Origin of the sequence: Nocardioides houyundeii, assembly GCF_002865585.1 — a bacterium.
GTDB lineage: Bacteria > Actinomycetota > Actinomycetes > Propionibacteriales > Nocardioidaceae > Nocardioides > Nocardioides houyundeii.
This window is the reverse complement of the sequence record NZ_CP025581.1, coordinates 1349472-1368423: the sequence shown is the minus strand read 5'-3', so window position 1 is coordinate 1368423 and position 18952 is coordinate 1349472. Positions and strand designations below refer to the sequence as shown.

21 protein-coding genes and 1 pseudogene are annotated in these 18952 nt (G+C 71.3%); 4 read left to right on the top strand and 18 right to left on the bottom strand.

Annotated elements, in window-relative coordinates; translation table 11 throughout:
* Positions 1 to 66: 66 nt before the first annotated feature.
* The 11 genes from C0R66_RS06635 to C0R66_RS06585 all read right to left on the bottom strand — a co-directional run bounded on the left by C0R66_RS06635 (position 67) and on the right by C0R66_RS06585 (position 9198).
* Entirely contained in the window at positions 67 to 273 is a 207-nt protein-coding gene (locus tag C0R66_RS06635) for a hypothetical protein (RefSeq protein ID WP_101524036.1), read from the bottom strand.
* A gap of 89 nt (positions 274 to 362) precedes the next feature.
* Positions 363 to 1223: a bifunctional DNA-formamidopyrimidine glycosylase/DNA-(apurinic or apyrimidinic site) lyase gene (mutM, locus tag C0R66_RS06630; RefSeq protein WP_101524035.1), complete on the bottom strand. Its 861-nt coding sequence runs from the start codon at positions 1221 to 1223 to the stop codon at positions 363 to 365.
* 4 nt (positions 1224 to 1227) lie between these two features.
* On the bottom strand, positions 1228 to 1944 hold the full coding sequence (rnc, locus tag C0R66_RS06625) for a ribonuclease III (protein ID WP_241901600.1): 717 nt from the start codon (positions 1942 to 1944) through the stop codon (positions 1228 to 1230).
* A 29-nt stretch (positions 1945 to 1973) separates the two neighbouring features.
* Positions 1974 to 2159 carry a 50S ribosomal protein L32 gene (gene rpmF / locus C0R66_RS06620; protein WP_101524033.1) on the bottom strand — a complete coding sequence of 62 codons (186 nt, stop codon included), beginning with the start codon at positions 2157 to 2159 and terminating at the stop codon, positions 1974 to 1976.
* A gap of 66 nt (positions 2160 to 2225) precedes the next feature.
* Positions 2226 to 2750, bottom strand: a complete 525-nt coding sequence (locus tag C0R66_RS06615) for a YceD family protein (RefSeq protein WP_240181823.1) — start codon at positions 2748 to 2750, stop codon at positions 2226 to 2228.
* A 106-nt stretch (positions 2751 to 2856) separates the two neighbouring features.
* On the bottom strand, positions 2857 to 3351 hold the full coding sequence (gene coaD / locus C0R66_RS06610; protein WP_101526088.1) for a pantetheine-phosphate adenylyltransferase: 495 nt from the start codon (positions 3349 to 3351) through the stop codon (positions 2857 to 2859).
* Between the two features lie 2 nt (positions 3352 to 3353).
* On the bottom strand, positions 3354 to 3956 hold the full coding sequence (rsmD, locus tag C0R66_RS06605) for a 16S rRNA (guanine(966)-N(2))-methyltransferase RsmD (protein ID WP_101524031.1): 603 nt from the start codon (positions 3954 to 3956) through the stop codon (positions 3354 to 3356).
* Positions 3953 to 6205, bottom strand: a complete 2253-nt coding sequence (locus C0R66_RS06600; protein WP_101524030.1) for an ATP-dependent DNA helicase RecG — start codon at positions 6203 to 6205, stop codon at positions 3953 to 3955. The genes rsmD and C0R66_RS06600 overlap by 4 nt, the downstream gene beginning before the upstream one ends.
* Positions 6206 to 6210: 5 nt before the next feature.
* Positions 6211 to 7851: a DAK2 domain-containing protein gene (locus C0R66_RS06595; RefSeq protein ID WP_101524029.1), complete on the bottom strand. Its 1641-nt coding sequence runs from the start codon at positions 7849 to 7851 to the stop codon at positions 6211 to 6213.
* Positions 7852 to 8016: 165 nt separating this feature from the next.
* Positions 8017 to 8202 carry a 50S ribosomal protein L28 gene (rpmB, locus tag C0R66_RS06590; RefSeq protein ID WP_101524028.1) on the bottom strand — a complete coding sequence of 62 codons (186 nt, stop codon included), beginning with the start codon at positions 8200 to 8202 and terminating at the stop codon, positions 8017 to 8019.
* Positions 8203 to 8337: 135 nt separating this feature from the next.
* Positions 8338 to 9198, bottom strand: coding sequence for a thiamine-phosphate kinase (locus C0R66_RS06585; protein WP_338418216.1), 861 nt, complete (start codon positions 9196 to 9198; stop codon positions 8338 to 8340).
* Between the two features lie 236 nt (positions 9199 to 9434).
* Here C0R66_RS06585 and C0R66_RS06580 point away from each other — a divergent pair, with 236 nt between their 5' ends.
* Entirely contained in the window at positions 9435 to 9671 is a 237-nt protein-coding gene (locus C0R66_RS06580; RefSeq protein ID WP_011756725.1) for an Lrp/AsnC ligand binding domain-containing protein, read from the top strand.
* A gap of 1 nt (position 9672) precedes the next feature.
* Positions 9673 to 10221, top strand: coding sequence for a DUF3515 domain-containing protein (locus C0R66_RS06575; protein WP_158647930.1), 549 nt, complete (start codon positions 9673 to 9675; stop codon positions 10219 to 10221).
* A gap of 47 nt (positions 10222 to 10268) precedes the next feature.
* Here C0R66_RS06575 and C0R66_RS06570 read toward each other — a convergent pair whose 3' ends face one another.
* Positions 10269 to 11417, bottom strand: a complete 1149-nt coding sequence (locus C0R66_RS06570) for a D-alanine--D-alanine ligase family protein (RefSeq protein WP_101524026.1) — start codon at positions 11415 to 11417, stop codon at positions 10269 to 10271.
* A 33-nt stretch (positions 11418 to 11450) separates the two neighbouring features.
* On the opposite strand from C0R66_RS06570, the gene C0R66_RS06565 reads away from it, so the two are divergent.
* Positions 11451 to 12587 (top strand): trans-sulfuration enzyme family protein, encoded by a 1137-nt coding sequence (locus C0R66_RS06565; protein ID WP_101524025.1) that lies wholly within the window; start codon positions 11451 to 11453, stop codon positions 12585 to 12587.
* 66 nt (positions 12588 to 12653) lie between these two features.
* Here C0R66_RS06565 and C0R66_RS06560 read toward each other — a convergent pair whose 3' ends face one another.
* The 3 genes from C0R66_RS06560 to C0R66_RS06550 form a co-directional block, all read right to left on the bottom strand.
* Positions 12654 to 13316 carry a DUF6629 family protein gene (locus tag C0R66_RS06560; protein WP_199286841.1) on the bottom strand — a complete coding sequence of 221 codons (663 nt, stop codon included), beginning with the start codon at positions 13314 to 13316 and terminating at the stop codon, positions 12654 to 12656.
* 112 nt (positions 13317 to 13428) lie between these two features.
* On the bottom strand, positions 13429 to 14430 hold the full coding sequence (locus C0R66_RS06555) for an NAD(P)H-dependent glycerol-3-phosphate dehydrogenase (protein ID WP_101524023.1): 1002 nt from the start codon (positions 14428 to 14430) through the stop codon (positions 13429 to 13431).
* Positions 14430 to 15176 carry a lysophospholipid acyltransferase family protein gene (locus C0R66_RS06550; RefSeq protein WP_240311625.1) on the bottom strand — a complete coding sequence of 249 codons (747 nt, stop codon included), beginning with the start codon at positions 15174 to 15176 and terminating at the stop codon, positions 14430 to 14432. Before C0R66_RS06550 ends, C0R66_RS06555 begins: the two co-directional genes overlap by 1 nt.
* Positions 15177 to 15330: 154 nt before the next feature.
* Here C0R66_RS06550 and cofC point away from each other — a divergent pair, with 154 nt between their 5' ends.
* Entirely contained in the window at positions 15331 to 15981 is a 651-nt protein-coding gene (gene cofC, locus C0R66_RS06545; protein WP_101524021.1) for a 2-phospho-L-lactate guanylyltransferase, read from the top strand.
* Positions 15982 to 16018: 37 nt separating this feature from the next.
* Here the strand turns inward: cofC and C0R66_RS06540 are convergent, their stop codons facing one another.
* The 3 genes and pseudogenes from C0R66_RS06540 to leuC all read right to left on the bottom strand — a co-directional run bounded on the left by C0R66_RS06540 (position 16019) and on the right by leuC (position 18941).
* Complete coding sequence (locus tag C0R66_RS06540; protein ID WP_101524020.1) at positions 16019 to 16795, bottom strand: HU family DNA-binding protein; 777 nt, start codon at positions 16793 to 16795, stop codon at positions 16019 to 16021.
* Positions 16796 to 16910: 115 nt separating this feature from the next.
* Positions 16911 to 17510, bottom strand: coding sequence for a 3-isopropylmalate dehydratase small subunit (leuD, locus tag C0R66_RS06535; RefSeq protein WP_101524019.1), 600 nt, complete (start codon positions 17508 to 17510; stop codon positions 16911 to 16913).
* Position 17511: 1 nt separating this feature from the next.
* Positions 17512 to 18941, bottom strand: a pseudogene (leuC, locus tag C0R66_RS06530) (3-isopropylmalate dehydratase large subunit).
* Positions 18942 to 18952: the final 11 nt, after the last annotated feature.

Genomic DNA, 18952 nt, shown 5'->3' with positions numbered 1-18952 from the left:
GCCGCCTCGGGACGCCCAGCGCGGCTCACCCTACCCGCAGGGACGGTCGCTCACCGGGGTACGGCGTCAGGCGTGAAGCATGTCCTGGAGCGACTCGTCGTCGAGCAGGGTCGCCGCCTGGAGGTCGGTGAGCCGGTCGTTCTCCTGCTGGAGCCGCAGCACCAGCGCCTCGAGCTCGCTCACGCGCATCCTCAGACGGGCGTTCTCCCCCTGGAGGCGGGCATTGCCGCCGCGCACGTCGGTGCTGAGATGTCCCAGAAGTGCCTTGGCCATCGGGAGCCTTTCGGGAAAAGATGTGGGGTCTTTAGGCCCTGTTTCGAGCCGTCTCCCAGAGTCCCACCGTCGGCCTCGCTGGGTCAACTTCACACCGCTGCCACCCGGCGCCGCCGCGGCGGGACCTGACAGACCGGGCAGAAGTACGACGACCGGTTCATGAACGCCACCCGCCGGATCGGGGCGCCGCACCGCTCGCAGGCCTGGCCCTCGCGCCCATAGGCGTGCAGGCTGCGGTCGAAGTAGCCGGACTCGCCGTTGACGTTGACGTAGAGGGAGTCGAAGGACGTGCCCCCCTGCTCCAGGGCCGCCAGCATGACCGCCTGGGCCTGGGCGAGCACGCCGAGGGCCTGCCCCCGGGTGAGCCGGTTCCCGGGCCGTTCCCCGTGCAGCCGCGCCCGCCACAGCGCCTCGTCGGCGTAGATGTTGCCGACTCCCGAGACCAGGTCCTGGTCCAGCAGCTGGCGCTTCACCGCCCCGGGCCGCTGACGCATCCGACGGCCCACGGCCTCGGCGTCGAACTCCGGGTCCAGGGGGTCGCGGCCGATGTGGGAGATGACCGACGGCAGCACCGCCCCGCCCGGGGAGGTCATCAGTCCGCCGAACATGCGTTGGTCCACGAAGCGCAGCTCCGCCCCGGTGGACAGCGTGAACCGCACCCGCAGGTGCCGCTCGTCAGGGGCGTCGGCCGGCTGGACGAGCATCTGGCCGCTCATGCCCAGGTGACCCAGCAGCGCGTCCACGTCGTCGAGGACCAGCCAGAAGTACTTGCCCCGACGTCGTACCGCGGTGACCGTACGGCCGGTCATCGCCTCGGCGAAGCCGGACGGCCCCAGCGGGTCGCGCCGGAGCGGCCGTGGGTGGAGGACCTCCACCCCGGTCAGCGAGGTCCCCACGACATGTCGCTCCAGGCCCCGCCGGACGACTTCGACCTCCGGCAGCTCAGGCACGCCGTCAGGCCCTGTCGCCGGTCCCGTCGGGGGACGTGCCGTTCACCCTCGCGGCCCGCGCGGCGAGGATCTCGCCGTACGCCGTCTCGGCGGCGGCCTGCTCGGCCTCCTTCTTCGACCGGCCCGTGCCGTGGCCGTAGAGCCCGTCCCCGACCCGCACCTGAGCGGTGAAGGTCTTGAGGTGGTCGGGCCCGTCGTCCTGGAGGACGTAGTCGGGCACGCCGAGGGCGTGCTCGGCCGCGAGCTCCTGCAGGGAGGTCTTCCAGTCGAGTCCGGCACCCATGGCGGCAGCCGCCTCCATGAGCGGGTCGAAGAGCCGGTGCACGACCTGGGCCGAGACCTCGAAGCCCCCGGAGAGGTGGATCGCCCCGATCACGGCCTCCACGGTGTCGGACAGGATCGAGGCCTTGTTGCGACCGCCCGTCGACTCCTCGCCGCGGCCCAGCTTGATGTGCTGGCCGAGCTCGACGGTGCGGGCCACCTCGGCCAGGGCCCGCGCGTTGACGACGGCAGCCCTCAGCTTGGCCAGCCGACCCTCGGAGAGGTCGGGATGGGTGGTGTAGAGCGTCTCGGTCACCACGACGCCGAGCACCGAGTCCCCGAGGAACTCCAGCCGCTCGTTGGTGGGCAGGCCACCGTTCTCGTAGGCGTAGGACCGGTGAGTGAGGGCGCGCTCCAGCAGCTCGGGATCCAGGACTGGATCGCCGAGTGCTGTGCGCAACCGCTCCGTGCTCAGAACCAGGACCTGGGTCAGAGGACCTGGCGGCGGTCGGCGCGCGCGCCGTACTGACCGCACGCACCGCAGGCGCGGTGCGGGAGGTGCTTGGCACCGCACGCCGGGTTGGCGCAGGTCACCAGGGCAGGCGCGACGGCCTTCCACTGCGAGCGACGGTGGCGCGTGTTGCTGCGCGACATCTTCCGCTTGGGGACAGCCACTGTGATCTCCTCATGCCTGGGCCATTTCGGCCACTTGCTCTCGTGCCGGTCGGGGGCCCGACCGGGTCAGTCCTCGTCCTGCTGTAGGGCCGTGAGGCCCGCCCAGCGCGGGTCGATCGCAGCGTCGTGCCCATGGTCGGGGTCATCCGCGAGCCGGGCGCCACACTCGACGCACAACCCGGGACAGTCGTCCTGGCACAGCGGCTGGAACGGCAGTGCAAGCACCACCGCTTCCCGCAACAGGGGCTCGAGGTCGAGCAGGTCTCCCTCGAGCTTGCTGACCTCGTCGTCCAGTTCCTCGTCGGACTGGTCGTGTTTGACGTCGGCGTAGACGAACAGCTCCTGGAAGTTCACGAGGAGCTCGTCCTCGATCTTCTCCAGGCACCGCACGCATTCACCTTCGAGCTCGGCTTCCGCCGTTCCCGTGACCAACACGCCCTCCATGACCGCCTCGAGCCTCAGGTCAAGCTCGACCTGGGACCCCTCGGGGACACGGAGCACTTCGATGCCAAGCTCTGCCGGCGCCGGAACAGAACGGACCACTTCACGTTGGGACCCCGGGCGGCGGCCGAGCTCGCGCGTGTCGAGCACGAGCGGCGCTCTCGGGTCCAGGCTGCTCAGTGGTCCACTCTCAGTTCAGGTGCAACAGAACTTGCAGATCTTAACCGGCCGCACGCTCGGCGAGCAAAACGGATGCTCATGCCGGTGCCGCCGCTCGCTCGGCCAGGCGCGCGGTCAGGCGCTCCAGCACGAATCCTGGGACCAGCGCGGAGACGTCGCCGCCGTAGGTGGCCACCTCCTTGACCAGGCTCGAGGCCAGGAAGGAGTACTCGGGGCTGGTCGGCACGAAGACCGTCTCGATCGGTGCCAGGCTGGCGTTCATCTGGGCCATCTGGAGCTCGTAGTCGAAGTCGCTGACGGCGCGCAGACCCTTGACGATGGCCTGGATGTCGTTGCTCCTGCAGAAGTCGGTCAGCAGTCCGGTGAAGCCGTCCACCCGGACGTTGGGGAACTCCTCGCAGGCCTCACGGAGCATCGAGATGCGCTCCTCGGCATCGAAGAGCCTGTTCTTGGACTGGTTCACCCCGACGGCGACCACGACCTCGTCGAAGATCTTGGAGGCACGTCCGACGATGTCGAGGTGACCGTTGGTGACCGGGTCGAACGAGCCGGGGCACACGGCGCGGTGCAACGTCACTGCTCCTCCTCGGCTGGGGGTGCGGCCCCGGGGTCGGCGCCGCCGGCGTGACCGTACCAAAGCACCGTCTCGCCGTAGCGACGCTCCCGGTCGTAGACCAGGCCCGCCGGCCATACCAGCGGCTTGGTGCGGGCCGAGCGCTCCACCACGACCAGGCCGTCGGGCACCAGCCATCCCTGGGCGACCAGGGCGGCGAGGTCGTCCTCCACGGCCTCGTTCGGCAGCGGGTAGGGCGGGTCCAGGTAGACCACGTCGTAGGGAGCCGACGGGACGCCCCGCAGCACCGCGGCCACGGAGGCGGCGCGCACCTGCGCCTTGGCGAACCCCAGGGTGCGGGCGTTCTCCGAGATCAGCGCGGCGGTACGCCGGTCCTGCTCGACCATGGTGACCACCCCGGCACCACGGGACCAGGCCTCCAGGCCCACCGCCCCCGAGCCGGAGTAGAGGTCCAGCACGCGCAGTCCCTCCAGGGCGCCGCACCAGGCCTCGATCGCGGAGAAGAGCGCCTCCCGCACCCGGTCGCTGGTGGGCCGGGTGGCCGAGCCGCGTGGCGTGGCCAGCCGCCGGCCCCCGGCGGTGCCGCCGATGATCCTCGTCATGCCTTCTCCATGAACTCGGACTCGGTGCTCGCCTGCATCCGGTCCACGGCCTCCGCCAGCCGGGGCCAGGTGGCCAGGGACGGGTCCTCGGCGAGCAGCGCCTCCGCCGCCTTGCGGGCGGCGATGATCGTCTTCTCGTCGCGGAGCACCCTGAGGTTCTCCAGGCTGGAGCGGAAGCCGCTCTGGCTGGCGCCCAGCACGTCGCCCTCGCGACGCTGCTCCAGGTCCACGCGACTGAGCTCGAAGCCGTCCGTGGTGGCTGCCACGGCGTCCAGACGCATCCGGGCCTCGCTCCCCGCCTCGGCGTGACTGACGAGCAGGCACAGCCCGGGCAGGCCACCCCGCCCGACGCGGCCGCGCAGCTGGTGCAGCTGGGAGACACCGAAGCGATCGGCGTCCAGCAGCACCATCGCCGTGGCGTTGGCGACGTCCACTCCCACCTCGATCACGGTGGTGGAGACCAGGACGTCCAGCTGGCCTGCGGCGAAGGCCCTCATGGTCGCCTCCTTGTCCTCCGGGGTCATCCGACCGTGCAGCATCGCGATCCGCAGACCTGCCAGGGGACCCGTGCGCAGGTGCTCGGCCACCTCCTCGACCGCGGCGAGCCGGCGCTTCGGGGCGACCACCTGTCCGTCCGCGTCCAGCTCGAGCTGGTCGGTCTCGCCCTGCTCCGCGACGTCGCCGCTGATCCGCGGGCACACCACGTAGGCCTGGTGGCCTGCGGCCACCTCCTCCGCGACCCGCTGCCAGACTCGGTCGACCCAGTGGGGCTGGTCCACCAGGGGCACCACGTTGGTCTGGATCGGGGCCCGTCCGGCGGGCAGCTCCCGCAGCACCGAGACCTCGAGGTCTCCGAAGACCGTCATCGCCACGGTGCGCGGGATGGGCGTGGCGGTCATCACCAGCACGTGCGGCGGCGTCCCCGCCTTGCTGGTCAGGGCGGCGCGCTGCTCCACGCCGAAGCGGTGCTGCTCGTCCACGACCACCAGCCCCAGGTCGGCGAAGGTGACGTTGTCCTCCAGCAGCGCGTGGGTTCCGACCACGATGCCGGCCTCGCCGCTGGCGATCCGCAGCATCGCCTCGGCCCGAGCGCTGCGCGACATGGAGCCGGTCAGGATGGCGACCCCGGTAGCGTGCTCGGCCCCGCCGAGCATGCCGCCGCCGGCCAGGTCGCCCATCGTGGCGGTGATGCTGCGCAGGTGCTGCTGGGCCAGCACCTCCGTCGGTGCCAGCAGCACCGCCTGTCCCCCGGAGTCCACCACACGCAGCATCGCCCGCAGGGCCACCATCGTCTTGCCCGAGCCCACCTCGCCCTGGAGCAGCCGGTTCATCGGGTGCGGCTGCGCGAGCTCGTCCTCGATGACCTTCCCGATCTCGCGCTGACCAGCGGTGAGCTCGAAGGGCAGCCGGGCGTCGAAGGCCTCCAGGATCCGGCCGTGCCCGCCGGCCCGGGACTGCGCCCCCTGGGCCCGCAGCACGGCACGTCGTCGGGCCAGCACGAGCTGGAGGACCAGCGCCTCGGAGAACCGGAAGCGCTTCTGCGCCGCGCCCAGCTGGCGGTGGTCGTCGGGCCCGTGGATCCACCGCAGGGCCGTCATCTGGTCCAGCAGCCCGTAGCGCTCGCGCAGGTCCTCGCCCAAGAGGTCGGGGACCCCGGTCACCAGGTCCAGCGCCACGTGCACGGTCTTCTGCAGGTCCCATGAGTAGAGGCCCGCGGTGACCGGGTAGATCGGCAGCAGGCCCTTCAGGCTGGCCGCCAGCGCGGCATCGGCGCCCTGGGACTCCTCCGACCCGTCTCCCCCGCTGCCGAAGATCACCGCGTGCGGCCCGGAGAGCTGCCACGAGCGGTTGAACATCGTCACCTTGCCGGTGAACATGCCACGGGCCCCGACCGGCATGCGGGCCTGCTCGCTCTCGGCCATCGCCTTGTAGGGGGTGAAGAAGGTGAGGGTGAAGTCGGGACCCCCGGTCCGGACCCGGACCTCCACCCGGTGGCTCATCTTGTTGGTACGACGGTTCACGAACGACTTCACCTGGCTGGAGGTGATGAGTCCCACCACGCTGAGCATCTCGCCCTCGCGGGGCTCGTCCACCTCACTGAGCTCGGCGGTGGGGACGTAGCGCCGGGGGAAGTGCCACAGCAGGTCGCCGACGGTCTCCAGGCCGAGGCCTTCGGCGACGAGCTTGCGCTTCTTCACCGACTTGCCGAAGACGCTGGCGATCGGTGACTCGGGGGTGATGGCGACCATGGGCCCTACTCCACGCACATCAGGAGCGGATAGCGCTCCTGTCCGCCGTCGTAGACGACCACGTCCACGTGGGGGTGGGCCCGCTCCAGGAACTCCGCGCACCTGGCGGCCAGGTCCCGGGCGCCTTCCTCGCGCCCGGCCACGATGGTGGCCAGCTCGCCGCCGGCGCCGAGGAGGCGGTCCAGCACCGAGGTGGCCACGCCGTACTGCTCCTCGCCGACGACGGCGAAGTCGCCCTCGATCACCCCGAGCACGTCGCCGGGCTCGCAGGGTCCGGCCATGGTGATGGCCCGGCGGGCAGCGACCGTGATCGCACCGTGGCGGGCGTGCCGGGCCGTGGCCGTCATCTCGAGCACGTCGGAGTCGAAGGAGCGTCCCGGCTCGTGCACGGCGAGCGCCGCCAGGCCCTGGACCTGGGCGTGCGTCGGGATGATCGCCACCCGGGCGGCGCCGGACTCCTCCGCGGTCCGCGCCGCGATCTCCGCGACGCGCACCGAGTCCGGGTCGTTGGGGAGCAGGATGATCTCGGCGCCACCGCTGGACTCGATGGCCTCCAGGATCTGTCCGGTGGACGGGCGCCGTCCCGGCCCCGCCTCGACCACCACGGCGCCGGCGCTGCGGAAGAGCTCGGCCAGTCCCGTGCCCGCGGCGACCGCCACGATGCGCCTGCCGGTCCGGTCGGAGCGTCGGCGTCGGGCCTCGACGACCTGCTCGGCGAAGTGGGTGACCCGCACTCGGTAGGGGCGCCCCGCGTCGAGGCCCGCCTCGATGGCGGCGCCCACGTCGTGCACGTGCACGTGCACGTTCCACAGCCCCTCTCCCCCGACGACCACGAGCGAGTCACCCAGGGGAGCCAGGGTCTTGCGGAGCGTGGCCACAGCCGGCTCGTCCGCCTCCAGCAGGTACATCACCTCGTACGCCGGCCCGTCCGGCGTCAGGTCGCCGTCCGGAACCGGCATCGGGATCCTCGGCAGTCCGATCCGAGCAGACGCGGTCACGGGGATCCGTCCGGTGAGGACCGTGTCGGCCGCGTCCAGCACGACGCTCAGTCCCCGTCCGCCGGCGTCGACCACCCCGGCGTCGGCCAGCACCTTCAGCTGCTGCGGAGTCCGGGCGAGCGCTGCCCGGGCCGCCGCCGCGGCGGCGGAGAAGATATCCCGCGCTCGCAGGTCCTTGCCGGTGGCCACCACGTGCTGGGCGGCGTCGCTGGCGGCCCGGGCCACGGTGAGGATCGTGCCCTCCACCGGTTGCCCCACGGCGGCATAGCTGGCATCGGTGGCGACCCGCAGCGCGTCGGCCATCACCAGCGCGTAGGACTCGCTTGCCGCTGCCCGCTCGATGCGCACGGACATGGCGCCCAGCATCTGGCTCAGGATCACCCCGGAGTTGCCCCGGGCCCCCAGCAGCGCGGCGTGCCGGAACGCCGCCAGCGCCGCGCCCAGGTCCGCACCGGCCATCGCGGCCTCGCGGATCGCGTCGCGGGCCGCCGAGAAGGTGAGGAACATGTTGGTGCCGGTGTCGCCGTCGGGCACCGGGTAGACGTTCAGGGCGTCGATCTCCTCGCGGGCACTGCTCAGCGCGTCGGTGGCGATGTCGACGAAGCGCAGCACGGTGTCCAACGAGATCCCCTGGGGCACCTGCTCCATGCCGACTCCTGTTCGTCACCGCGTCGTCGACGCCGCCGGCCTGGCGGAGGCACCGTCGTGAGGGGACAGGTTAGTGGGCGGACCGCCGACGCCGGAACGATCGGCACCACCGGGACGCAGAAGACCCCGTGGACGGAGTCCACGGGGTCGGCTGGGCAGTTCAGCTCAGCGCGAGACCTTGCCGGCCTTGAGGCACCCGGTGCACACGTTCACACGCTTCGGCGTGCCGTTGATCGTGGCGCGGACGCGCTGGATGTTGGGGTTGAACCGGCGCTTCGTGATCTTGCGCGACCACGGACGGTTGTTGCCGAAGCCCGGCTTCTTGGCGCAGATGTCGCAGACGGCAGCCACCGTGCACTCCGATCAGTTCGTTTTGGTTGAGTCGATGTCCTCACCGGCCTCACGAGAGGCCGGGGAGCAACCGAAGAAGAGTATCTGACCGGACGGGGAGGATGAAATCGCGGTGTGCGGAACGGTGCCGCACGCTCAGAAGTGCACCCAGCCGGCGGGTCCGTCGTACGCGGCTCCGTCGACGGTGACCCCCTCACCCTCGAGCACCTCGCCCACCACCAGCCACTCGGCCGGCACCGAGGCGGTGTCGGCGAACGTGGCCAGCAGCGGGTGGTCGTCTCCCCCGCCCAGGATGAACTGGATCGGGTCCGCGCCCAGCGCGGCGCCCACGGCCTGCAGAGGCTCGGCGATCGCGAAGGCGTCGCTGCGCAGGTCGACCCGGACGCCGGAGCCGTGCGCCAGGTGGCCCGCGTCGGCGACCAGCCCGTCGGAGACGTCGATCATCGAGGTGGCACCGGCCTCGGCGGCCTCCCGCCCGGCGTCGTACGGCGGCTCGGGGCGTCGGTAGGCCTCCACCAGCACCCGGGGCGAGCGGAAGCCCCGCCCGAGGACCGCCAGCCCACCGGCGGCCCATCCCTGTCGCCCGCGCAGGGCCAGCACGTCACCGGGCGCGGCGCCCGAGCGCAGCACCGGGGACTGGGTGCACGAGCCGATGACGGTCACCGCGATCACCACCTCCTCGGCCCGGGTGACGTCCCCGCCGACGACGCTGGCGCCGACCAGCGCGCACTCCTCGGCGAATCCCCGGGCGAAGTCCAGCGCCCAGGCCGCCGGCAGGTCCGCAGGGGCGGCGAGGCCGACCGTGAGGGAGTGGGCACGTCCCCCCATGGCGTTGATGTCGGAGAGGTTCTGCGCTGCGGCGCGGTGTCCCACGTCCTCCGCGGACGCCCACTCCCGACGGAAGTGCCGGCCCTCGACCATCATGTCGGTGGACACCACCACGTGGCCGTGACGCACCCGCAGCACCGCCGCGTCGTCCCCGGGGCCCACGAGCACGTGCTCGCCCTGGGGAACAGCTCCACGATGGAGGAGATGAGGCCGAACTCGCCGGTATCGGCCAGGGTCGCGTCCAGGGGCAGCGGCATGGGGCCATCCCACCAGATCGAGGGCCTCCGCGGGAGCACCGGCCAGCCTTCCGGCGCGCGGACGCGGCCATGTAGGTTGACGCAGACATCACCAGAACTTTTTCGGCCCCCTCTCCGTTCCGTTTCTCCCACCCCTAGGAGCCCCTGATGGTCGTCCAGGCCTACATCCTGATCCAGACCGACGTCGGCAAGGCTGCCGAGGTGGCTGCGGCCATCGCCCAGGTCAAGGGCGTCACCCTGGCCGAGGACGTCACCGGTCCCTACGACGTGATCGTGCGCGCCGAGGCCCGCAACGTCGATGAGCTGGGCAAGCTGGTGGTCTCCAAGGTGCAGAACCTCGAGGGCATCACGCGCACGCTGACCTGCCCGGTCGTGCACATCTGAGGTGGGTTCGACTCTGCGCGGACGCCCCGGGACCTCGCGGTCCCGGGGCGTCGTCGCGTCCGGGGCTGCCTGGCGGGCGCGGCGCGGGCGCCCGGCAGCAGCCCTGGCGCTGATGGCGGCCCTGGTCACAGGCTGCACGAGCATCTCGGCCAACGGCCCCGAGCTGGGCGCGGCTGACGCGCGGGCCTGCCGCGGCCTGGTCGACGACCTCCCCGAGACGCTGGTGGACCAGGAGCGTCGCGACGTCGAGCAGGAGGAACGTGGCGCCGCCTGGGGCGACCCGGCGATCGTCCTGGTCTGCGGCGTGGCCACCCCCGACTCCTTCGACGAGTTCGCCAGCTGCGTGGAGACCGACGGGATCGGGTGGTTCATCCCCGACGACGAGGTCGACGACCAGTCCTCGGCGGTGACCATGACCACCGTCGGACACCGACCCATGGTCTCGGTCACGCTGCCGGCGACGTACCGGCCGGCCGGTCCCGCCGCCGCGATGGCCCAGCTCGCGACCGCGGTCCGCGACCACACCGAAGAGGTCGACCCCTGCGCCTGACCCCCGCGCCACGTCCCCGGACGTGAGGTCGGGTGCTGACCGGGCTGTCAGCGCAGCCCGGTACCGCGCTGCAGCGCCAGGGCGATCAGGCGGTCGACCAGCTCGGCGTAGCCCAGCCCGGTGGCGGCCCACATCTGCGGGTACATCGAGGTCGGGGTGAACCCCGGCATCGTGTTGAGCTCGTTGACCACGAGCGAGTGGTCGGGCATCACGAAGAAGTCCACGCGGGCCAGGCCCTCGGCGGAGACGGCCTCGAAGGCCTGGGCTGCCAGCTTCCGGAGCCGTGCGGTGACGTCGGCGGGCAGGTCCGCCGGTACGTCGACCTCGGTGTGCTGGCCGGGCAGGTACTTGGCGGCGAAGTCGTAGAACTCGTGCTCGCCGCCGACGTGGATCTCCGCCGGCACCGAGGTCTCCAGGCTGCCGTCCAGGGACTCCAGGACCCCGCACTCGACCTCGCGGGCACCGATGGCCGCCGACTCCACCAGCACCTTGGGGTCGTGCTCCTGGGCGGCGACGATGGCAGCGTCCAGGCCCGCCAGGTCGGAGACCTTGCTGATGCCGATGCTCGACCCGCCCCGGGCCGGCTTGCAGAACACCGGGAAGCCCAGCGCGGCGACCTCGTCGCGGCACGCCTGCGCGTCGTTCTCCCAGCGTCGGCGGGTGATCACCACGCCCGGCAGGACCGGCAGGCCCGCGGCCTGGAGCACGACCTTCATGTAGGCCTTGTCCATGCTGACCGCCGAGGCCAGCACCCCGGCGCCGACATAGCGCACGCCGGCCATCTCGAACATCCCCTGGATGGTGCCGTCCTCGCCCCAGGGGCCGTGCAGCAGCGGGAAGACGACGTCGACCTCGCCCAGGCTGCGCGGTTGAGCCGGCGCCTCGGTGACCACCAGGTCGGCGTGCGCCTCCTCGCGCAGCAGCGCCAGTGCGGCCCGGTTGCCGTCCACGCTCGGCAGCTCACCGGCAGCCGTCATCCGCAGCCGGGCGGTCTCGTCGGACTCCAGCACCCAGCGCCCGTCCCTGGCGATCCCGACCGGGACCACCTCGTACTTCTCCGGGTCGATGACGTCCATCACCGCGCCCGCGGTGATGCAGGAGATGGCGTGCTCGGAGGAGCGCCCGCCGAAAACGACGGCGACTCGAGGCTTGCGTGACGGGTCACGTGGCGGCTGGCTTGGCGTGGGCTCACTCATCGGGCCAGACCTTAGCGGCCTAGGCTCGTGGGCATGTCATCCGACGTCCCTGCCGAGACCCCCGTCACGCCCCCCGTCCCGTCCGCCCACCCGGCCACGGCACGAGGCTCCGCGCTCCGCCCCAGCACCCTCGCGGTGACCGTGGGCCGCCCCGCGCACGAGCCGGACGCGCCGCTCAACACCCCCATCACCATGGCCGCGACGTACGTCGCGGGTGGGGACGTGGAGTACGGGCGGTACGGCAACCCGACCTGGACCGCACTGGAGGACGCCTTGGGCGCCCTGGAGGGCGGCCGCTGCCTGACCTTCGCCTCGGGTCTGGCCGCGGTGGCCTGCGTGCTGGACCTGGTCGGCACCGGCGCCAAGGTGGTCGCCCCCCGGCACGCCTACAACGGCACCGTGATGCAGCTGGCCGACCTCGAGGCCCGGGGACGACTGACCTGCGAGCTGGTCGACATCACCGACACAGCCGCGGTGACGGCCGCCTGCGACGGGGCGGCGCTGGTCTGGCTGGAGTCGCCGACCAACCCGGCCCTGGAGATCGCCGACATCGCGACGATCACCCGAGCCGCCCACGAGGCCGGGGCGTACGTGGTCGTGGACAACACCTTCGCCACGCCCCTGCTGCAGACGCCGCTCGAGGACGAGGTCGACCTGGTGGTGCACTCGGCCACCAAGTACCTCGCGGGCCACAGCGACGTGCTGATGGGCGCCGTGGTGACACGCGACGACGAGCTGTACGCCGTGCTGAAGGGTCGCCGCGACCTCGTCGGGGCCGTGCCGGGCCCGTTCGAGGCCTGGCTGACGCTGCGCGGTCTCCGCACCCTGCACCTCCGGGTCGAGCGCGCGCAGGCCAACGCCCAGGAGCTGGTGGCCAGGCTGCGCGAGCACCCGGCGATCTCAGAGGTCCGCTACCCCGGCTTCGGCGGCATCGTCTCGGTGGTGCTCGCCCAGGGCCCCCTGGCCGCTGACCTGCTGACCCGCAAGACGAGCCTGTGGGTGCACGCCACGTCTCTGGGCGGGGTGGAGTCGAGCTTCGAGCGCCGTCGCCGATGGAAGTCGGAGCCGGCGACGATCCCCGACGCCCTGGTGCGGATGTCGGTCGGCATCGAGGACGTCGAGGACCTGTGGGACGACCTCCGGGGGGCCCTGGACGACCTGGTCGTCTAGCCGTGATGTCCAGGCACGTTGGTCGAGGTCCTGCGACGACAGCTGGCCGGGGCCCCGGGCGTGTGCTCAGGCAGGTGCCAGGGCCTGACCCTCGAGGCGGTGGAGGTCGGACAGCCGGCGGCGCAGCACCATGTGCACGGTGACCAGCGTGGAGATCAGCGCCGCGTAGACGCACCACAGCGACGCGAACGCCTCGACGTAGACGATGGCGACGACCGTGAGCCCGACGAGGTTGAGCAGCCCGAAGGCGACGATCGAGGGATAGCCCGACAGCACCGACGGGCCGATCACCGCCACGACGTAGAGCACGGCCCACATCGTCCCGTACGTCAGGCCGACGCCGTAGACAAGTGCGTGCGGCTCCTCCCTGACCACGAGCGGGCCGTCGAGCACCGCCCAGAGCAGGTACGCCGAGACCACCGCGCCGAGCAGGACGAACGGCGCCACCCGCTGGCGCCTCCCGTGAGGCTCGAGCAGCAGCACGGCGAGCGGCACCAGGACCGGGAGGACCGGGTAGGCGAAGAGGACGTAGATCAGCGCGGCGGCGTGCTGGACACCGGCCGAGACGTAGTCGGACGCGCCGTGCCAGACGAGGGCCTCGGTCAGCTGGTGGAGAGCGAAGAGCAACGGCAGCGACGCGAACGGCAGCTCCCGGGCCGTGCGGACCTCGCGCAGGGAGACCACAGCGACGGGCAGCAGGGCCACGCCGGCGGTCAGATCGGCGCTCATCGAGAAGCACACATTCGTAAAGGTAGAGCCTACTAGCGGCCCGATGTCACGCCCGCAGGTGCCAGATGCGGCATTCGGCATGCCCTCGCCGGGCGATGACCAAGGAAGACGGCTAGTCGGTCTCGGCCTTGGTGTCGCGCATGATGAAGGCGTTCATCATGTCCATGGCCGTGATCCGGCCGGCGACCACGTCGTCGACGTGTGAGGCGATCGGTGCGTCCACCCCGTGCTGCTGGGCCAGGGCACGCAGCGAGGAGCAGGACTTCGCACCCTCGGCCACCTGGCGGGTCGACGCCAGGATCTCCGCCACCGTCATGCCCTGTCCGAGCTTCTCGCCGAACGAGCGGTTGCGTGACAGCGGCGAGGAGCAGGTGGCGACCAGGTCACCCAGCCCCGCCAGGCCCATCAGGGTCAGCGGGTTGGCGCCCAAGGCGGAGGCCAGGCGCGCGGTCTCGGCCAGGCCGCGGGTGATCAGGGAGGCCGTGGTGTTGTCACCGAAGCCCAGTCCCACCGCCATGCCGACGACCAGGCCCACCACGTTCTTGTACGCCCCTCCGAGCTCGCAGCCGAGCACGTCGACGGAGGTGTAGGGCCGGAATGCCGGAGAGTGGCACAGGTGCTGGAGATGCTTGGCGACCTCGGCGTCCGCGCACGCCACGACGGAGGCAGCGGGCTCGCGCATCGCGATCTCCTTGGCCAGGTTGGGGCCGCTGACCACGGCGATGCGCTCGGGGCCCGCGCCGGTGACCTCGGCGATGACCTCGCTCATCCTCTTCAGGGTCCCCAGCTCGACGCCCTTCATCAGGCTGACCATCACCGCGTCGGGCGGGATCAGCGGCGCCCAGCTGGTGAGGTTCTCCCGGAAGGTCTGCGACGGCGTGGCGAACACGACGACCTCGGCTCCCTCCAGTGCCTCGGCGGCGTCGCTGGTGGCCGTCACCGACTCCGGGAGCTCGATGCCGGGCAGGTAGTCGAGGTTCTCGTGCTTGGTGCGGATCGCGGAGGCCAGCTCCTCACGCCGCGCCCAGAGGACCACCTCGTTCCCGGCGTCGGCCAGCACGATGGAGAAGGCGGTGCCCCACGACCCGGCACTGAGGACTGCGACCTTGCTCATCAGTTCTTGTCCCTCTTCCTTCGACGGCGCTTCTGGTCTGGCTTCCCTCGGGGGTTCCCGATGGCCCTGACCCCGGCCTTTCGGGGGTCGAACCTCTCAGCGGGAGCCCGCTCGCCCCGCAACTCTTCCAGCAGGGCGACGATCGCGGCCATGATCCTGTCAGTCATCTCAGCGACCACGGCTGGGGTCGGCTCCTGGCCCACCAGGTCGGACAGGTCCACAGGCTCGCCCACGGACATGGTCACCCGCGTGCGGTGCCACAGGCGCAGCCGCTTCGAGTACGGCGGGAGCAGCTGCTGGGCCCCCCACTGGGCCGCGGGGATGACCGGGGCGCCGGTGGCCAGGGCGACCCGGGCGGCACCGGACTTGCCACGCATGGGCCACAGGTCGGGGTCCCGGGTCAGCGTGCCCTCGGGATACACCACCAGGCACTCCCCCGCGGCCACCGCCTGCACCGCTGCGTCGTAGGCACCGACGGCGTCCGGCGTCAGGCGCTCGACGGGGATCTGCCCGGCAGAGTTGAGGACCCAGGACACGAACCGGTTGACCTGGAAGAGGTTGGACTTGGCCAGGTAGCGCGGCAGCCGACCGTGTGCCATCACGAACTCCGCGGTGACCACAGGGTCAGCATGGGAGACGTGGTTGATGGCGAGGATGCAGCCGCCGGTGCTGGGAATCCGCTCGCCACCGCGCCAGGTCTGGCTGGTGAGGAGGAGCAGTCCGGGGCGCAGGATCGCGTTGCCCACGAGGAAGCCCCATCCCCAGTTCCGCCGCGACGTACCACCACGCACGCTTCGCCCCACCTCCCACCCACGGTGCCGGAGGGCAGGCGACCAACGAGCCCGAGGATGGGACGAGGTTACTCGCTTCGAGACCGGGGGCGATGGGAGGATCGACTCGATGTCTTCCTCTCGCTTCGTCGTCCTGGTGCCGGTGAAACCACCCCGGGTCGGCAAGTCCCGCCTCACGGGCCTTCCCGACGGGCTCCGGCGCGATCTCGCCGAAGCCTTCGCCCGGGACACGGTCGAGGCGGCCCTGGCGGCCCCGTTGGTCTCCGCTGTGCTGGTGGTCACCGACGACTCCGCGCTCGCGGCCAGCCTGGGCGCGAGTGGTTGCCACGTGCTCCCGGACGGGGTCTCGGGCGACCTCAACGCCAGTCTCGTCCAGGCCGAGGCGGAGGCTGCCCGGCGCTGGCCCGACCTGCGTCCCGCGGTGCTCTGCGCCGACCTGCCCGCGCTGGATCCGGAGAACCTCTCGGCAGTACTGGGCTCGGCGCCGCAGGGTCCGGCCTTCGTGGCTGATCGCGGCGGCCGCGGCACCACCCTCTACACCGCCCCGCACGAGGCGTTCGCACCGCACTTCGGTCCCGACTCACGTCGTCTGCACGAGGCAGCGGGCGCGGTCGAGCTGGTCGGAGCAGCCGACGGGCTGTGCCAGGACGTCGACGAGGCTGCGGACCTGGGCAGGGTGATGGTCCTGGGCGTGGGCGCCCACACCCGACGCGTGATGGGTCACGTGGCTGGCACAGACGCAGACAGACCCGCCCGGTGAGCCGGGCGGGTCTGCTCTCGAGGCGGAGACTGCCGAGCTAGGCCTTCTTCGCGGCGGCCTTCTTGGCAGGCGCCTTCTTGGCCGGCGCCGTGGTCTTGCTGGTCGCCGACGTGCTCGCCGCCACCTTCGCGGGCGTGCTCTTGGCGGCGCTCTTCTTGGCGGGCGTGCTCTTGGCCGCCGTCTTCTTGGCGGCGGTCTTCTTGGCGGGCGTGCTCTTGGTCGTCGTCTTCTTGGCGGCGGTCTTCTTGGCGGGCGTGCTCTTGGTCGCCGTCTTCTTGGCGGCCGTGCTCGTGGCCGCCGTCTTCTTCGCGGCCGTGCTCTTGGCCGCCGTCTTCTTGGCGGCCGTGCTCGTGGCCGCGGTCGACTTCGACGCCGTCTTCTTGGCGGGGGTGGCCTTCTTGGCCGGTGCGGCCTGCTTGGCGGTGGCCTTGGCCGGGGCAGCCCTCTTGGCAGCGGACCCCGCGACCGAGGTAGCAGCCGCGGCAGCGGCCCGGGCCGGCGCCAGGGCCACGGCGGGAGCGAGCTTGGGCAGCTTCTTGGCGCCGGAGACGATGTTCTTCAGGTCCTGCCCGGGCTTGAAGGCAGGCACCGCCTTCTTCTTGGCCTTCATCCGTTCGCCCGTCTGGGGGTTGCGGACCCACCGGGCGTCTCGGATGCGCTTCTCAAAGGAACCGAAACCGGTGATCGCGACCTTCTCACCCTTGGCCACCTCGCGGGTGATCGTGTCCAGGACGGACTCGAGAGCGTGGGACGCGGCCTTGCGATTGCCCTCGTAGCGTGCGGCGAGGGCATCGATGAGCTGTGACTTGTTCACTAGCTTCCCTTCCAATGAGCTGGCGGCCGAGCCCGTGCTCGACTATCTGCGGCTCACGCTAAGTAGTTGTGGCCCCTGCCACAATCACCGCGCCGTGTTGGGAGGAAGTTTTTCCTTACTGGGTTGCGGGTTTCCAGCTCGGCCGGCTCGACTCGAACGCGGTGATGGCGTCCTCGAAGCCCAACGTGATGCCGATGTCGTCGAGTCCCTCGAGCAACCGCCAGCGGGTGTAGTCGTCGATGTCGAAGGTCGCGACCACGGCCTCGTCCCCCTCGCCGGCACGCACCGTGCGGGACTCCAGGTCGACGGTGACCTCGGCTCCGGGAGTGGCCTCCAGGATCTGCCACAGCCGCTCCACGACAGCCTCGTCCACTTGGGCGGCCAGCAGGCCGGCCTTGCCCGAGTTGCCTCGGAAGATGTCGGCGAAGCGGGGCGAGATAACGGCCTTGAAGCCGTAGTTCTGCAGCGCCCACACGGCGTGCTCGCGCGAGGATCCGGTCCCGAAGTCCGGTCCCGCGACCAGCACCGAGCCGGCGGCGTACGCCGGCTGGTTGAGGATGAAGTCGGGGTCGTTGCGCCAGGCCGCGAAGAGGCCGTCCTCGAACCCGTCACGAGTGACGCGCTTGAGGTAGACGGCGGGGATGATCTGGTCGGTGTCGACGTTGGTGCGCCGCAGCGGTACGCCGACGCCGGTGTGGGTGCTGAACTTCTCCACGTCAGTGCTCCTTGCTCGAGGTCGACGTCGCCGGCGCCAGGTCGGACGGCGAGGACAGGGTGCCGCGCACGGCGGTGGCCGCCGCGACCGGGACCGAGACCAGGTGGGTGCGCCCCCCTTGCCCTGTCGGCCCTCGAAGTTGCGGTTGGACGTCGAGGCGCTGCGCTCCTGCGGAGCCAGCTGGTCGGGGTTCATGCCCAGGCACATCGAGCACCCGGCGCCTCGCCACTCCGCGCCGGCGTCGAGGAAGATCTTGTCCAGCCCTTCCGCCTCGGCCTGCAGGCGCACCCGGACCGAGCCGGGGACGACCAGCAGCCGGGTGTCGGGATCCACCCGGTGGCCCTCGAGGATGGACGCGGCCAGCCGCAGGTCCTCGATCCGCCCGTTGGTGCAGGAGCCGACGAAGACGGTGTCGACCTTGATCTCGCGCATCGGGGTGCCGGCCTCGAGACCCATGTACTCCAGGGCCTTGCGGGTGGTGAGCTGGTCGCCGGCGTCGGCGAAGTCCTCGGGCCGCGGCACCGTGGCACCCAGCGGGACGCCCTGGCCGGGGTTGGTCCCCCAGGTGACGAACGGGGTCATGGTCGAGGCGTCGAGCACGATCTCCTTGTCGAAGACCGCGTCGGGATCGCTCACCAGCGTCTGCCAGTTCTCGACCGCGGCGTCCCAGTCGGCACCCTTGGGCGCCTCGGGCTTGCCCTCGATGTAGTCGAAGGTGGTCTGGTCGGGAGCGATCAGGCCTGCCTTGGCGCCCCACTCGATCGACATGTTGCACACCGTCATGCGGCCCTCCATGGAGAGCTCCTCGATGGCGGTGCCGCGGTACTCGACGATGTAGCCCTGTCCGCCGCCGGTGCCGGTGTGGGCGATCAGCGTGAGCACCATGTCCTTGGCAGTGACGCCCTCGGGCAGGTGGCCGTTGATGGTGACGGCCATGGTCTTGGGCTTGGCCTGGGTCAACGTCTGCGTGGCCAGCACGTGCTCGACCTCGGAGGTGCCGATGCCGAAGGCGATCGCGCCGAAGGCTCCGTGGGTCGAGGTGTGGCTGTCGCCGCACACGATGGTCATCCCGGGCTGGGTCAGGCCCAGCTGCGGTCCGACGACGTGGACGATGCCCTGCTCGATGTCGCCCAGCGGGTGCAGCCGCACGCCGAACTCGGCGGCGTTCTTGCGCAGGGTCTCGACCTGCGTGCGGCTCACCGGGTCGGCGATCGGCTGGTCCCAGTTCAGGGTGGGGACGTTGTGGTCCTCGGTCGCCAGGGTGAGGTCAGGGCGCCGGACCTGACGACCGGCGAGACGCAGCCCGTCGAAGGCCTGGGGGCTGGTCACCTCATGGATGAGGTGGAGATCGATGTAGAGAAGGTCGGGTTCACCCTCCGCGCTACGGACGACATGTGCGTCCCACACCTTCTCGGCCAGGGTTTTGCCCACGACCTGCTCCT

Bases quoted from the DNA above. Each gene is read 5' to 3' on its own strand.
- C0R66_RS06580 (WP_011756725.1), top strand. From the start codon at position 9,435: ATGGTCGTCCAGGCCTACATCCTGATCCAGACCGACGTCGGCAAGGCT.
- C0R66_RS06560 (WP_199286841.1), bottom strand. From the start codon at position 13,316: ATGAGCGCCGATCTGACCGCCGGCGTGGCCCTGCTGCCCGTCGCTGTG.
- C0R66_RS06565 (WP_101524025.1), top strand. From the start codon at position 11,451: ATGTCATCCGACGTCCCTGCCGAGACCCCCGTCACGCCCCCCGTCCCG.
- C0R66_RS06595 (WP_101524029.1), bottom strand. From the start codon at position 7,851: ATGGAGCAGGTGCCCCAGGGGATCTCGTTGGACACCGTGCTGCGCTTC.
- cofC (WP_101524021.1), top strand. From the start codon at position 15,331: ATGTCTTCCTCTCGCTTCGTCGTCCTGGTGCCGGTGAAACCACCCCGG.
- C0R66_RS06635 (WP_101524036.1), bottom strand. From the start codon at position 273: ATGGCCAAGGCACTTCTGGGACATCTCAGCACCGACGTGCGCGGCGGC.
- C0R66_RS06570 (WP_101524026.1), bottom strand. From the start codon at position 11,417: ATGAGTGAGCCCACGCCAAGCCAGCCGCCACGTGACCCGTCACGCAAG.
- rsmD (WP_101524031.1), bottom strand. From the start codon at position 3,956: ATGACGAGGATCATCGGCGGCACCGCCGGGGGCCGGCGGCTGGCCACG.
- C0R66_RS06555 (WP_101524023.1), bottom strand. From the start codon at position 14,430: ATGAGCAAGGTCGCAGTCCTCAGTGCCGGGTCGTGGGGCACCGCCTTC.
- C0R66_RS06600 (WP_101524030.1), bottom strand. From the start codon at position 6,205: ATGGTCGCCATCACCCCCGAGTCACCGATCGCCAGCGTCTTCGGCAAG.